We start from the raw sequence: 14,203 nt of genomic DNA, 5'->3' as shown, positions 1-14,203 counted from the left end.
CGGGGGTAGCTTCTGGCGAATGACGTTTCGCCATCTCGACATATCGCCTGAAACGCATCTTCCCGACCGGCTCGCACTGCGCATGCTCGTGGAGACTTTCCGGCCGGATGTGATGGACCGGCTCGTGGACAAAACCGAGCGCCGAGAGCGCCGCAGGCGTCTCCTGCCCGCACAGCTCATGATGTATTTCGTTCTGGCGATGTGGCTCTTCGGGGCCTCCTCTTATGAGGAGGTGCTCGCCAAACTCACCGGCGGTCTGCCCGAGATGTTCCCGGGCGCAGGCGTCGGCGGCTCGGGCGACGTGGCCAGCGCGGCCGCCATCGCGCGGGCCCGCATGCGGCTCGGCGTCGAACCCCTCAAGGCGCTCTGCGGCCACCTCGCCGACGCCGCGGGCCACGGGACCCGGCTGGACGGCGAGCGGGTCTTCGTCTACGAGAGCGTCGCGATGGAAGTGCCGGACACCCCCGCGAACAGGGCAGGTTACGGCTCCCCCGACACCACGGCGCCGCGGTTGGACAAGCACCGGTCGCTCGACGTGTGGGTGTCCTCGCTCACCGACTGCCGGCTGCGCGTCTCGGCGGTCGCGGCCATCACGCCCCGGGCCGAGGAAGGCGCCGAGGGTCTGCTCGCGCAGTGGCCGGAAGACCTTCTCGACAAGCGGGCGCTGGTGGTCGGCGACGAGGAACTGATCCCGGTCGCGCTGTGGTCGGCGCTGGCCGAGACCGGCGCCGACCAGATCTGGCGCTCCGGCGGCCTCGGACCCGCCCCGTACTCACTGCCGGTGATGCGCGAACTCCCCGACGGCTCCTACCTGTCGGAACTGGCGGCGGACGCCGGTCCCGGCGAAGGTCCGGGGCCTGGGACCGCGGTCCGGGTGGTGCCGTGCGGCGACCGCACGGCCGCGCGAGCCGCCGCCGCGGGACCGGTGCTGGGCGCTCCGCTGCTGGTCACCTCGGTACTCGACAGCACGGTGCCGGCCGACGAGATCAGGGCCCGCTACGAACAGGCGGCCGTCGCGAGCGGTGACGGGGTCGCCCACTTCGTCGAGCAGATCACCGGGCCACGGGTGCTATTACGGTCGAAAAGCCCTGAACTCGTGCAGCAGGAAATATATGCCCTCCTGTGCACCTATCATGCCGTCGGACACCTCGTATCGCCGCCGCTTTCGGTGGGTCCGATTTCGACCGATCCGACCACTGGACTGGGGGAGTGGGCGGCGGTGAGGCCGCGTTAAGTCAGTAGCGCAACCCTTTGCTCCTGCGGGCACGCGTGTGCTGCAATAAAGTTCCCGCAGAGGGCGTGGAAGTGAACAGACACAAAGAGCCTCCGACCTGGTACGCAGTGGTATGCGGTCGGAGCCGAACGTCTCATCGCGGTGAACCGGATAATCAAGCGTCGCCGCGCCATGCGGCGGCGTTATGAGGGTTAAGGGTTAGTGAATGGAAGACCAGCGGTCTCACGGAGCCGGCAATCCGTTGACATGCGGGGACCGCTTGACACAGCACGATGCGGCGACGGCATGACGAGCGCGCGGAGACGGGGTCGCGCGCCCGCACCGAAATGGATCTCCCCCCTCACCGGGCTCGGCTCCAGGCTCTGGACCAAACGCAAGCTCGGTGACTGGCGGCTGCGCAATCGCATGCTGCTCCTCGTGCTCGTCCCGCTGATCGCGATCATTCCGCTGGCGGGCGTGCGCGTGTTCTCCGCGGTCGGCAACCTCCGGAGCGCGGCCCATATCCAAGGGCAGGCGCAACTCGCCCGGCAGGTGTCCACGCTGGTCAGCGCGCTCGACGACGAACGCGACCTCACCCAGTTGGCACTCACCGGGTCGGGTACCGCCAAGGACGACAAGCTCGCGGCGGCGCAACAGGCCACCAACGCGCAGGTGAAGGCGTTCGGCCAGAGCCTGGACGAACACCGGAGCAGCGTCGACGCGCTGCCCGCCGCCGTACGCCTGATCGGCGTGCGCGCCGAGGCCCGGCTCGGTGACCTGACCCCGCTGCGCGCCTCGACCAAGGGCCTCGCCCACGGCGCCAACACGCCGACCTTCAGCGCCTACAGCACGATCATCGGCAATCTGCTGGACTTCAGCCAGCAGCTCGCGGCGGTCGGCTCCGACCACACGCTCGGCAGCCTGGTCACCACGCTCGCCTCGATCGAGCAGATCGAGCAGCAGACGTCGAGCGAACGCGGCTTCATCGTCGACGCGCTCGACCGCGGCTTCACACTGGAGCTCAAGGAGAACATCGAGCAGGCGCACTTCGAGACCGCCAACGGCACCTTCACGAACAACGCGTCGACCTCGCTGCTCAACCTGTACCAGTCGACGGTCAGCGGCGACAAAGTCGGCGCGGCCGACGGCACCATCCAGGTGGTCGCCACCGCCGCGCAGGAGGACATCCCGCTCGACAGCCTCGGCATCACCAAGGCCACCGCGTTCCAGCAGATCACCGACAAGCTCGACGCCGTACGCACCGTCGAACGGCAGACCGTGGCGGACCTCAACGACCGGTCCTCGCACCTGCTGTCGGCCGTGCGCACCCAGCTCTACCAGAACATCGCCATCATCGTCGCCGTGGTCGCGCTGTCCTTCCTCGGCGCGCTGATCCTGGCCAGGTCCGTGGTCCGGCCGCTGCGCCAACTGCGGGTGTCCGCACTGGACGTGGCCGACAACCGGCTGCCGGGCGCGGTCCGCCGACTGCGCGACGTGAACCCCTCGGAGACGGACCGGCCGGTACGGGTCGAGCCGATCGAGGTGCAGTCGCAGGACGAGGTCGGCCAGGTCGCGCGCGCCTTCGACCGCGTGCACTTCGAGGCGGTCCGGCTCGCCACCGAGCAGGCGCGGATGCGCTCCAACGTCAACGCGATCTTCACCAACCTCTCGCGGCGCAGTGAGAGCCTGGTGCTGCGCCAACTCCAGCTCATCGACGACCTGGAGAACAGCGAGCAGGACCCCGGCCAGCTCACCGCCCTGTTCCAGCTCGACCACCTCGCCACCCGCATGCGCCGCAACAACGAGAACCTGCTGGTGCTCGCGGGCGAGGAGCAGAGCCGCCGCTGGGACCAGCCGGTGTCGCTGTTCGACCTGGTCCGCGCCGCAACCGCCGAGGTCGAGCAGTACGAGCGCGTGGTGCTCTACGAACTGCCCGACGTGGCGGTGGTCGGACATGCCGCCACCGACGTCGTCCACCTGATGGCCGAGATCATCGAGAACGCCACGACGTTCTCCGGCCCCGAGACCCAGGTGCTGGTGGGCGCCAAGATGCTCACCGCGGGCGATGTGGTCCTGGACATCGCGGACGCGGGCATCGGCATCCGGCCCGAGGAGCTGGAGCGGATCAACCGGCGGCTCGCCGAGCCCCCGGTCCTCGATGTCGCGATCTCCCGCCGCATGGGCCTGTTCGTGGTCGGCCGGCTGGCGGCCAAGTACGGCATCCAGGTGCGGCTGACCAGTACGGGCAGGACCGGCCTGAACGCGCTCATCCGGATCCCACTGACTTTGCTGGTGTCCGCGAGCGAGTTGGAGGTGGACGGCCCGCAGGTCTTCGACCAGTCGGCGCTGCGGCCCGGACCGTACGACACCGGCGAGACGGCCGGGCTGCCGGGCGGCGGGGTCGCGGCCGGACAGGCGGGCGACCCGCGCTTCGACGGCCCCTACGGGCCCGCGGGCACGCCCTCGCGCGGCCGGTCGTACGACGACGTTCCGGCGGGCCGCCACTCCGGTCAGCCCGACGGCGGCTTCCCGTGGTTCCACGACCAGGAGGAGGGCGGCGGCCCCGACGGCGACTTCTCGTGGTTCGCCTCGGAAGAGGAGGAGGCCGAGGCGGTCGCGCGCCTGGAAGGGCACGGGTCCGACCGGTTACCGATCTTCGACGCGATGAGGTCGCAGTGGCCGGCCGGGCAGGGACCGCAGCAGGCGCGGCCCCCGCAGGGGCACGTACGTCCGCAGGTCCCGCCGCAGCCGCAGGCGCTGCCCCACCAGCGGGTCCAGCCGCCGGCCCAGCGTCCGCAGCCCCTGCCGCAGCCCCAACCCCAGGCGCAGCTCCGGCCGCAGGCGCAACCCCGCCCGCCGGTCCAGCCGCCGGGCAACCCCGGTCACCCCTCACCCTCGTGGGCCCGGCCGGGACCCGAGGACGCGGGCGGCCAGGCGACCGGAGGCACGACCGCCCAGGGTCTGCCCCGGCGGGTGCCCCTGAACAACCTCTCGGCCGAGGCGCGCCCGCGCGGCCCGGTGCCGCAGCCGAACGCGGCGCCCACCGCCCCGCGCGCGGCGAACCTGATGAGGGATCGGCTGTCGAACTTCCACCAAGGGGTCAGACAGGGTAAGGATGGGTCCGACCGCGAGGGGCCCGGCCGGACGCCGGGCGGATCGGGTCCGCTATGAGCGGACTCACAGCTCCCACGACCTCCGTGTTTCCCGTGTTTCCCCTGTCCGTAGCGCCGTCGGACGACGTCCTCGGCAGCATAGGAAGCAGCTACACCCATGAGCGATCTGAGCAACGAAGCACAGAACCTGAACTGGCTCATCGCCAACTTCGTGAAGCAGGTGCCGGGAGTCGCGCACGCGGTCGTGATCTCCTCGGACGGCGTTCAACTCCTGGCCTCCGCGTCCCTGCCCAGGGACCGCGGCGAGCAACTCGCCGCGATGGCCTCGGGCCTGGCGAGCCTGACGCAGGGCGCGGCCCTGCTCTTCGAGGCCGGGGTGGTCACGCAGACCGTCGTCGACATGGAGAACGGATTCCTCTTCCTGATGTCGGTCAGCGACGGCTCCGTGCTGGTGGTGCTGGCCTCGCCGACCTGCGACATGAAGGTCGTCGGTTACGAGATGGCGTTGCTGGTCGAGCGGACCGGCGACGTCCTCACGCCCGACGTGCGCAGGGAACTGCAGAACGCGCTGGCCGGCTGAGGGCCGGCGCGATGGGCCGTCCGAATCACACCCGGAAGGATGTGCGTTCGTGAGTGGAGACCGAGACCGAAGGCGCAACTCGCCGTTCGTCCGTCCGTACGCCGTCACCCGCGGCCGGACGACGGCGCGGACCGACTTCGCGCTGGAGGCCCTGGTCGGTACGACCGCTCTCGCCTGGGAGAGCGGTGTGCGGTTCTTCCCCGAGCAGCAGGCGATCTGCCGGCTGTGCATGAACCTCACATCGGTGGCCGAGATCTCCGCGCTGATGAACATCCCGCTCGGCGTGACCCGCGTCCTGGTGGGCGACCTCGCCGAGAGCGGCTTCGTCATCGTCCAGCAGCCCACGTACGCCGAGGGCCGGCCGGACGTCACGCTGCTGGAGCGGGTGCTCACCGGGCTGCGCGGCCTCTGAGGCCGCGCGGTCGCGGTACCCGAGGTCCGGTCCCGCGCCGGTCCTGCCCTGTTCCCGGCCGTACGACGGCCGCGCCCGACGACCTACGGAGTGCCGTGCCCGAACTGTCCAGCCTCGCCCTGTCCTTCGGGGCCGCGGCACGGGACTACGACCGCTACCGAGTGGGTCCCTCGGCCCGGATGCTCGACTGGCTGCTGCCCGCGGACTGCCCCTCGGTGCTCGACCTGGGCGCCGGGACCGGGCTGCTGACCCGGTGGCTCGCCGAACGGGTCGAGGACGTCGTGGCGGTCGAACCCGACGCGCGCATGCGGCGGGTGCTGACCGGCGTCTGCCCGCGGGCGACGGTGCTCCACGGGTTCGGCGAGCGCATTCCGCTGCCGGACGCGCGGGTCGCCGCGGTCACGGTGTCCTCGGCGTGGCACTGGATGGACCCGGCCCTCACGCTCCCCGAGATCGCCCGGGTGCTCACCCCGGGCGGCTCGCTCGGCATCCTCTACACCCGCCGCGACCGGCGGGTGCCCTGGGTGGACGTGCTGGACGCCTACGTCCACGACGAGATGGGCAACGACGACTGGATCGGCGACCTGATCCAGCGCATGTCCGACGGACCGTGGCTCCCCGACGGTGTCCCCTTCGCGCCGCCGCAGGCTCATGTCGTCACCTGGACGGCCGAGTTGACCGTCGAGGAGGTCGTCGCGATGTTCGCCACCTACAGCAGGTACATCGCCCTGCCGGACGGCCAGAAGCGCGAACTCGCGGACCTGATCGGGGCGAAGGTCCGCGAGACGGCCGAGATGCGGGACGGCCTGGTCGTGATGCCCATGATCTGCCACGGCTGGCGCACCCGCCTGACCGCCTCCTGATCCGTCGGGCGGTCAGTTCGCGCGGGGCGCCTCGGCCTCCGCCGGCCGGGTCGCGGTGGCGATGCCGATCCGGTTCCAGGCGTTGGTCGCCGCGACGGTCCAGATCAGGCGGGCCGTGGCTTCGGGGCCGAGGAGGGTGGTGACCTCGGCGTGGACGGCGGCCGGGACGGCGCCGTCGGCGGGGCGGGTGAGGTGCCGCGCCAGGTCGAGGGCGGCGCGCTCGGCGGGCGTGAAGTCGGGGGAGTCGGGCCACTGGGGGAGAGCGGCGAGCTTGAGCGGAGGGTGGCCCGCCGCGAGGGCGGCGTCGTGGTGCAGGGCGGTGCAGTAGGCGCAGCCGTTCATCTGCGAGACGTGCAGGCTGACCAGTTCGGCGATCTCGGGAGCCAGGCCCTCGGCGGAGACCCGGGTCAGCTCGGTGAGCGCCTGGAGGGCGTCGGGGGCGGCGGCGGTGGGGTTGACCTGCGGCATGGGCGTGGCTCTCAGGGGTGTGGGGGCGGGGTCTGTTCGAAGCTGACCGGTGTCTCGGGGGTGAGCTCCAGGTCGGCGCCGGTCACCGGGGCGTCGGCGTGGATGAGGATGTTGTAGTGGTTGGGGAAGTGGCAGGCGTCAAAGCCGAGGACCGTGCCGACGGTCCGTCCGCCGATACGGACGGTGTCGCCGCGGTCGATGACGCCGCCGCGGTCCAGTTCGACGAAGCCGAGGAAGCCCACGCGGTCGATCCGCGCCCCCGGCGCGCTGTCGGTGTGGTCGGTGGTGACCAGCTCATGGACCTCGCCCGCGCGCACGCAGCGGCTGGCGTGGGGTTCCAGGGCCATGCCGCGGTCGTCGCGGCGGTGGATCAGGACCTTGACCAGACAGCCGTGGACGGTGCGCTTGAGCCCGTCCTCGCACCGGGCGGCAGCCCTTTCGGGGGTCGGCTCTTGAGCGGTGGGTTCTTGAGCGGTGGGCTCGTGCGTGGCGGGCTCGTGCGCCGCGGGCGGGGTCAGCACGCCGTCACCTCCGTACGCCGGTACGCGGCCTCGACCAGCTCCAGGGCCGCCGTACCGCCGTGGTCGACGCGGTACGGACCGCGGAGCCGGGCGGTGAAGTCCGCGAGGATCGCCGCGTACTCGTGCCGGAGCGAGGACTTGAAGCCCTGGTGCCCGGCCAGCATGTCGGCGTGGTGCACGGACCCGTCGGCCAGCGTGACCGTCACGTCCTTCAACTCGCCCGGATACGACCAGTCCAGCTCGACCGTGGCACGCGCGGCGCCGGAGACGGAGCGCAGCCCGATCGTCGCGGTGCGGTCGAGCCCCGTCCCGTCGTAGCCGATCCGGGCGGTCTCGACGGTCACCTCGCCCAGCAACAGCCGTACCAGGTCGAACGCGTTGGGCCCGTTGTCGGCGACGCAGCCGCCACCGCACCGGGCCGGGTCCAGATACCAGCGGTCCCGCCCGATGTGCTCCTCGATCCGCTCGAAGTACCGGACCGTGACCCGCTCGACCGGCACGTCCCGCGGCAGCCCGGCGGCCAGCGCCCTGACCGCCGCGTTGTAGCGCCGGTGGAAGGCGGTGAACAGCGGCACCCCGGACGCCTGCGCGAGCGCGGTCAGTTCGGCGCCCTCCGCGCCGGTGAGGGCCAGCGGCTTCTCCACGCACACCGGTACGCCCGCGCGCAGGAAGTCGGCGCAGAGCGCCGCGTGGGCGTCGTTCGGGACGGTGATCACCACGCCGTCGAGCGGCGGCCCGGCGGCGAGGAGTTCGCGGTGGTCGCGGTAGGCGGGTACGGCCCCGGACGCGTCCTGTCCGCCCCTGGCGGCGAGCGCGGCCGGGTCGCGGTCGCAGACGGCGGCGAGGCGGGCCGCCGGGGAGGCGTCGAGGGCGGCCAGGTAGAAGCGGGAGATGACGCCCAGGCCGACGACGGCGATCGAGTGCCGGGTCATCGGCGAAGGCCCCCGTCCAGCGGGACGGGCGCGGTCAGGCCGAACCGCCCTGCCACATCGCCGAGTTCGCGGTACTGCCCGGCGGTGACCGGCACACCGTCCGCACGGTGGGCGTCGGCCGTCGCGCCCTCGGTCCAGCCGGGGTAGCGGACGGGGGAGGCGGGGTCGACCGGCGGGCAGGCGAGCAGGCTGCCGAACAGCGAGTCGGCGTCCGAGGCGACGTCCTCCCGCGGGCGGAGCATGGCGGGGGCGATGGCGGCGACCAGAGTGCCGATGTCGTCGTCGCGGCCCGAGGGGAGCCCGTCCCCGTCCAGCGCCTCGGGGGCCGGGCCGAGGCCGGAGCCGCTGACCAGACCGGCCAGCACCTCCACCGCGAGCCCGAGTCCGTAGCCCTTGTACGCGCCGGTCTCCGGTGCGCCGCCGAGCCAGCCGAGGTACGCCTGGCCGCGGTCGAAGGCCGCCGGGTCGGTGACCGGAAGCCCGGCCTCGTCGGTCAGCCAGCCCTCGGGCACCGCCCGGCCCGCGCGGGCGGCGGCGCGCACGCGTCCGGTGGGGACGACGGTGGTGCTCATGTCGAGCACGAACGGGTGGCGCGGCCCGGCGGGGGCCGCGACGGCGAGCGGGTTCGTGCCGAGCATCGTGACCCGGCCGCCCGGTGGCCGGGCGATGCGCTGACGGCCGCAGTTGGAGGCCACCAGGCCGACCATGCCGCGGTGCGCCGCGCGGGCCGCGTGGTACCCGGCGCAGCCCAGATGGGTGGCGTTGTGGACGCTGACCAGGCCGACGCCGAAGCGCTCCGCGCGCTCGACGGCCAGGTCCATCGCGTCGGCCGCGGCCCACAGGCCGAGCGCGCGCCGGGCGTCCAGGCGGACCGCGGCGCCGAGATCCACGGCACGCTCCGGCTCGGCCGCCGGGTCGGCGCGGCGCTCCTCGAACAGCGGCAGATACAGCCGGGTCAGATTCGTCACGCCATGGGAACTCATCCCGGCCAGATCGCCGTAACACAGCGCCTCGGCCGCCGTGGCCGCCCGCTCCCCGGCGAGACCGCACCGCGTGAAGACGCCGGTGACGAAGGTCAGCAACTCCTCATACGCGAGGCGCACGGTACTGTCCGGCGCCCGCGCCGGAAGGGTCGACTGCGGCGGGCTCGACAACGGCATGGGGCTCGTTCCTCCTGCTGACGGGCGTGGACGGCGCAAGTGGCGTGGACGGCGCGGGAAGTGACGGCGGCGCGGACGGCGCGAGCGGTACGGCGGGCGCGGGCACGGCAGGCGACGCGGCCGCGTCGAAGGCGGCCAGGAGGCGCGGGACCGTGGCCGCGAAGGCGTCCAGGTCGGCCAGATCGGCGAACTCACCCGCGGCGTGGGCGCGGTTGGCGTCCAGGCTGCCGGGGCCCAGGACGACGGTGTGGGCGTCGGGCACGCCGGACATCCAGATCGCGTCGCAGGTGAACGCGGGTTCGGCGGCGGGCCACCGCGGCACCTCGGCGCGGTCGAGCAGCGGACCGAGCCACGACGGGTCGCCGTCGAGCGCGGGCAGGCCGCGCTTGAGCCAGTCCAGCCGCAGGATGTCCGCCGCGTCGGCCGCGGTGCGGGCGAACCGCCGGCTGTGCCGGAAGGCGGCGCAGAAGGACTCCAGCCCCTCGGCGACGGCGTCGCCCAGCAGCCGCTCCAGCCGCCGTCCGGTGGCGGCCGAGCCGTAGGAGAGGTTGAGCAGCAGGTCGCCGCTGCCGTAGACGCGGTTGTGCAGGTCGCCGGTGCGCAGGCCCGCCACGCACACCTGCCCGTCGGCCGGGTCGAGTCGCGGGTCGAGCGCGGCGGCGAGGTGCTGGGCGAGATGGCCGAGCAGGACGGTGGCGTTGTGCCCCGCCTCGGGCCGGTCGTCGATCGCGTCACGGCCGCGGACGCTCAGCCGCGCGGTCATGGCCGCGGTGCTGCGGGTCAGGGCCCGGCCGCCGGTGGGTTCGCAGAAGACGTTGAGCCGCCCGTGGTGCCCGGCGTCCACGAGGGGGCGGGTGCCGAAGGCGCCGAGCGCGCCGCCCTCCTCGCCGGAGACGGCCTGCACCAGAATCCGGGTGTCGCGGGGGAGTTCGGGCCGCTCCCGCAGGGCGCGCCGCAGTCCGGCCAGCAGCGCGACGGCCGGGCCCTTCGCGTCGATCGCGCCCCTGCCGTGGAAGCGGTCACCGTCGAACGAGACCGGTTCGAGGCCCGCGACGGTGTCGAGGTGGACGTTGAACATCACCGTACGGTCGCGCGGTGCCCCGGCCGGGCCGAGGGCGAGCACCAGGCTGGGCTGGCAGGCCAGGAACTCCGGCCGCTCGGCGGCGGCTTGACGTACCAGGAGCGGTACGTCGTCGCGGTCGACGCAGGCGGGCGGCGGGGCCGCGTGGTGCAGGACGGTGAAACCGAGTTCGGCGGCGGCCTCCGCGTAACGGCGCTGCGCCTCCCACAGCGCGGGTGCGGGCGCGTCGGGGTCGCATTCGAGCGGGCCGGCCGTCGGCAGGGCGAGCAGGTCGAGCAGCAGGGTGCGGTCGGCGGGGCTGAGCGGGCTCACTGAGCGGGCTCCCGCAACGCCGCACCGTCCGGCGGGGTGTGCGCGATGGTGCCGCCGGGCACCCGCGCGCACGCGTCCAGCAGATTCCGCAGCGCCACCCCGCTCCTGACGAAGGCGGCGTGGCACCGCTCCTCCGGATCGCGGTGGTCCTCGTGCGGCCGTACGGCGATGTGCGGTTCGATCGACAGCGCGCCCCGGTAGCCGTGGGCCAGCAGGGCGCGCAGACAGTCGGCGATCCGCAGGTCGCCGGTGCCCGGCTCGCAGTAGGCGGGGCGGCCGTCGGGGGCGATGACGGCGTCCTTGACGTGGACGTGCAGGATTCGGTCGGCGTACGGCAGCAGTTCGGTCAGCAGCCGGTGGCCGTCGTAGCCGTACGCGGGGCCGTTGCCGGTGTCGAAGAGCAGGGCGAGCCCCGGGCCCGCGGTCTCCAGGAGGCGGACCGTACGGGTCGCGTCGGCGCCCGCCCAGCCGGAGCAGTTCTCGTGCAGCAGCGTCAGGCCCGACTCGGCTGCGCGGTGGGCGAGTTCGCGGACGCGGCGCAGCGCCTCACGCTCCCAGGCATCGGCGTCGAGCCCGTCGTTCGGGAAGGACATCACGCGGACGAAGCGGGTGCCGAGCCGGGCGCATCGCTGTTCCAGGACCGCGAGTTCGGCCAGGTCGGCGGCGAAGTCACCGGTCACCGGGCGGGCCCAGCCGCCGATCCTCGCGTCCACCGCGGCGACCGACACCCCGGCGTCCGCGAGCGTCCCCGCGACCCGGTCGAAGGCGGTAGGGGACAGGTCGGCGACCGGCATGCCGTCCACGGTCCGCAGCTCGACCGACCGCCAGCCCAAGGCGCTGACGGCCGCGATCTGGCCCTCCACGCCGAGCGCGGCCTCGTCGCCGATCCCGGTGAGGCGCAACGGCTCGTCCGCCCGTACGGCGGTCTGCTGTTCAGTGGGCACCGGCCAACTCCCTTCGCGGGCCCGAGGCGTCGGGCGGGGCCGCCAGATTCTTGGCGTCGGTGAGCAGGCCGACCACGCGCGCCTGTCGCGCGAAGTCCGTGGGGCAGGGGCCGTCGTCCCCGGCGAAGTCGGCGTAGGCGCGGAGCATGAACGCGGTCAGGGCGTCGTCGCGGAACACCTCGCGGTCCCCGGCCGGGCATTCCGGTGTGGTCAGCCGCAGTTGGGCGTAGTGGTCGCCGGCGTCGGCCGGGTAGTGGCCGACGGCGGTGCCGCCGTCGAATCCGAGCGTGATCCGGCGCTCGCGCACCGGGGAGGTGAGGTCGGAGCGGATGTCGGCGAGCACGCCGTCGCGGTGGGCCAGGCGCACCTCGGCGCCGCCGAGCCGGGGCAGCCGCCGTCCGTCCACGTCCAGGTCGGTGCACGAGGCGCCGACCACTTCGGCGTCCCCGGCCAGCCGCAGCAGGACGCCGAGCGCGTGCGGGATCTCGATGTCGAACGCCGTGGGGTGCCCCGAGGTGGCGAGCGTGCGCTGGAAGCGCGGCTTGTCCTGCACGACCGAGATCTGCCGCAGCGCGCCGAGACCGGGCCGCTCCTCCACGAGGGCGATCAGCCGGTCGGTGAGCGTGCTCGCCAACCAGGGCGCCACGACGGTGGCTTGGACACCGGGCCGCCCCACCAGCTCCACCAGCCGCGCGAGATCGCGCGGCCCCGCCGCGAGCGGCTTCTCCAACAGCAGCCTGCGGAAGCCGAGTCGGAGCAGTTCGGCCACGACCTCGGCGCGGGCGAGCGGCGGGGTGCAGATGTGCACGACCGTGTGCTCCGGGTCCAGCGACTCCCGCGCCCGCGCGAGCGAGTCCACGACGCTCAGACTGGTGTCGCCCGCCGCCCGGGCCCGTTCGGCCGGGTCGCGGTCGAAGGCGATCACCGGCTCCGGCGCGAAGAGCCGGGGCCGCAGGTCCCGCGCCTTGGCGAGGACCGGCAGGTGGAGACCCGCCCCCGCGCGGCCGAGGCCGAGGACCATCGTGCGCAGCGGCATCTCCTGCGTCAGCCTTCCGTCGACTTCGGTGGGGGCGGGGGAAACGAAGCGGAACAGGGCGGTACGGGACAGCGGGGGGAAAGCGCCGGGCGCCGGGGGGAGTTGCGGAAAAAAGAGGGCAGGGCGCGACGACGTCGGTCAGCCTGCTCGCCCGAACCGGGCGAAGTCAAACAAACGCGCCGATAGCGCCCTTTTGTGTGAATCCCTCCGTCGGCCGCGCCGCCGACCCCCGTCCGGCCGAGGGCCTGGCATAGCGTCGGCCTCCAGCGCGTCCGGGACGAACGACCGCGTCCGGATGGACCAGCGCATTCGGCGTACCCGGCGTATCCGGGCAGCAGAGAGGCGGAGATGGACCTCCAGCACACCGTCGAGCCGCGCGAACCGGCCCCCGCCGACGTGCCGTTCTTCACCCAGGCCGAGTCCTTCTCCGCCCTCTGGCCGCGGATCGAGCGGCACCTGTCGGAGATGTTCGAGGACGGGAAGTTCTCCCACGGCAGCAAGGTGGCGGAGCTGGAACGGGCGCTCGCCGCCTACACCGGCGCCCGGCACGTCATCGGGGTCAACAGCGGCACCGACGCCCTGGTCCTGCTGCTGCGCGCGGCCGGTCTGCGGCCGGGGGACGAGGTCGTCGTCCCGGCCTTCAGCTTCGTGGCCTCCGCCTCCTCGGTCGTCCTGGCGGGCGGGCGGCCGGTGTTCGCGGACATCGACCCGGTCACGTACGCCCTCGACCCCGCCTCGGTGGAGCGCGTGCTCACCCCGCGCTGCCGCTTCCTGATGCCGGTCCACCTCTTCTGCCAGCTCGCGGACGTGGAACGGCTCGGCGAACTGGCCGGGCGGCACGGGCTCACCGTGGTCGAGGACAGCGCCGAGGCGATCGGCATGCGCCGCGAGGGCGTCCACGCGGGGCTGTTCGGCGCCGGAGGGGTGCTGTCGTTCTTCCCGACCAAGACCCTGGGCGCGATCGGGGACGCGGGGGCGGTGCTCACCGACGACGACGAGATCGCCCGTACCGTGGACGCGCTGCGCCACCACGGCCGGTTCGGGCGCACCATCGCGGACTTCACCACCATCAACACCAGCAGTTCGCTGCCGGGCTGCAACAGCAAGATGGACGACGTGCAGGCGTCCGTACTGCTCGCGAAGCTCACCCGGCTGGACGCGGACATCGCCCGCAGGGAAGCGCTGGCCGACGCGTACAGCCGGCGGCTGGCCGGAACGCCGGGCATCCTGCGGCTGCCGACGGTCGTGGCCCGCGGCGGCACGGCCGATCCGGTCTTCTACGTCTATCTGATCGAGGCCGAACGCCGTGACGAGCTGGCCGGGCACCTGGCCGCGCACGGCGTGAGCACCGAGACGTACTACCCGAGCCCGCTGCACCTCCAGCCCTGCTTCGTCGAACTCGGCCACCAGCCGGGCGACTTCCCCGTGGCCGAGGCCGCCTGCGCGCGCACCCTCGCGCTGCCGCTCTACCCCGATCTGACCACCGAGGCCGTGGACCGGGTCTGCGATCTGGTCCAGGACTTCTTCTCCGGAGCCGGAGCCCGCCCATGACGCCCGCGACCACGCCG

General features: G+C 73.1%; 13 protein-coding genes. 6 read left to right on the top strand and 7 right to left on the bottom strand.

Annotated features, from left to right (window positions below):
* The first annotated feature begins 19 nt into the window (after window positions 1-19).
* From ABZX65_RS01970 to ABZX65_RS01950, 5 genes are all read left to right on the top strand, one after another.
* Window positions 20-1,234 (top strand): transposase domain-containing protein, encoded by a 1,215-nt coding sequence (locus tag ABZX65_RS01970; RefSeq protein WP_355333325.1) that lies wholly within the window; start codon window positions 20-22, stop codon window positions 1,232-1,234.
* A 285-nt stretch (window positions 1,235-1,519) separates the two neighbouring features.
* Window positions 1,520-4,384, top strand: a complete 2,865-nt coding sequence (locus tag ABZX65_RS01965; RefSeq protein ID WP_355333323.1) for a nitrate- and nitrite sensing domain-containing protein — start codon at window positions 1,520-1,522, stop codon at window positions 4,382-4,384.
* Between the two features lie 99 nt (window positions 4,385-4,483).
* Complete coding sequence (locus ABZX65_RS01960) at window positions 4,484-4,906, top strand: roadblock/LC7 domain-containing protein (protein WP_355333321.1); 423 nt, start codon at window positions 4,484-4,486, stop codon at window positions 4,904-4,906.
* A 49-nt stretch (window positions 4,907-4,955) separates the two neighbouring features.
* On the top strand, window positions 4,956-5,318 hold the full coding sequence (locus tag ABZX65_RS01955; RefSeq protein WP_188283832.1) for a DUF742 domain-containing protein: 363 nt from the start codon (window positions 4,956-4,958) through the stop codon (window positions 5,316-5,318).
* Window positions 5,319-5,413: 95 nt separating this feature from the next.
* On the top strand, window positions 5,414-6,181 hold the full coding sequence (locus ABZX65_RS01950; protein ID WP_355333319.1) for a methyltransferase domain-containing protein: 768 nt from the start codon (window positions 5,414-5,416) through the stop codon (window positions 6,179-6,181).
* A 12-nt stretch (window positions 6,182-6,193) separates the two neighbouring features.
* Here the strand turns inward: ABZX65_RS01950 and ABZX65_RS01945 are convergent, their stop codons facing one another.
* From ABZX65_RS01945 to ABZX65_RS01915, 7 genes are read right to left on the bottom strand one after another with little or no spacing between them, the layout of a single operon-like run.
* Window positions 6,194-6,649 (bottom strand): carboxymuconolactone decarboxylase family protein, encoded by a 456-nt coding sequence (locus tag ABZX65_RS01945; protein WP_355333317.1) that lies wholly within the window; start codon window positions 6,647-6,649, stop codon window positions 6,194-6,196.
* A gap of 11 nt (window positions 6,650-6,660) precedes the next feature.
* Window positions 6,661-7,170 (bottom strand): hypothetical protein, encoded by a 510-nt coding sequence (locus ABZX65_RS01940; RefSeq protein ID WP_355333315.1) that lies wholly within the window; start codon window positions 7,168-7,170, stop codon window positions 6,661-6,663.
* Window positions 7,164-8,102 (bottom strand): Gfo/Idh/MocA family oxidoreductase, encoded by a 939-nt coding sequence (locus tag ABZX65_RS01935; RefSeq protein WP_355333313.1) that lies wholly within the window; start codon window positions 8,100-8,102, stop codon window positions 7,164-7,166. Before ABZX65_RS01935 ends, ABZX65_RS01940 begins: the two co-directional genes overlap by 7 nt.
* Window positions 8,099-9,205 (bottom strand): Ldh family oxidoreductase, encoded by a 1,107-nt coding sequence (locus ABZX65_RS01930; RefSeq protein ID WP_355333310.1) that lies wholly within the window; start codon window positions 9,203-9,205, stop codon window positions 8,099-8,101. Before ABZX65_RS01930 ends, ABZX65_RS01935 begins: the two co-directional genes overlap by 4 nt.
* A complete protein-coding gene (locus ABZX65_RS01925) occupies window positions 9,189-10,655 on the bottom strand; it encodes a M20/M25/M40 family metallo-hydrolase (RefSeq protein WP_355333307.1) in 1,467 nt (488 codons plus the stop codon). Before ABZX65_RS01925 ends, ABZX65_RS01930 begins: the two co-directional genes overlap by 17 nt.
* Entirely contained in the window at window positions 10,652-11,599 is a 948-nt protein-coding gene (locus tag ABZX65_RS01920) for a sugar phosphate isomerase/epimerase family protein (protein WP_355333304.1), read from the bottom strand. The genes ABZX65_RS01925 and ABZX65_RS01920 overlap by 4 nt, the downstream gene beginning before the upstream one ends.
* Window positions 11,589-12,635: a Gfo/Idh/MocA family oxidoreductase gene (locus tag ABZX65_RS01915; protein ID WP_355333301.1), complete on the bottom strand. Its 1,047-nt coding sequence runs from the start codon at window positions 12,633-12,635 to the stop codon at window positions 11,589-11,591. Before ABZX65_RS01915 ends, ABZX65_RS01920 begins: the two co-directional genes overlap by 11 nt.
* A 348-nt stretch (window positions 12,636-12,983) precedes the next feature.
* Between ABZX65_RS01915 and ABZX65_RS01910 the strand changes: the two genes are divergently transcribed.
* Window positions 12,984-14,186 carry a DegT/DnrJ/EryC1/StrS family aminotransferase gene (locus tag ABZX65_RS01910; RefSeq protein WP_355333299.1) on the top strand — a complete coding sequence of 401 codons (1,203 nt, stop codon included), beginning with the start codon at window positions 12,984-12,986 and terminating at the stop codon, window positions 14,184-14,186.
* Window positions 14,187-14,203 lie beyond the last annotated feature (17 nt).

Source organism: Streptomyces sp. NPDC003300, from assembly GCF_040610915.1.
Lineage (GTDB): Bacteria > Actinomycetota > Actinomycetes > Streptomycetales > Streptomycetaceae > Actinacidiphila.
This window is presented reverse-complemented; position numbering and strand designations above follow the sequence as displayed.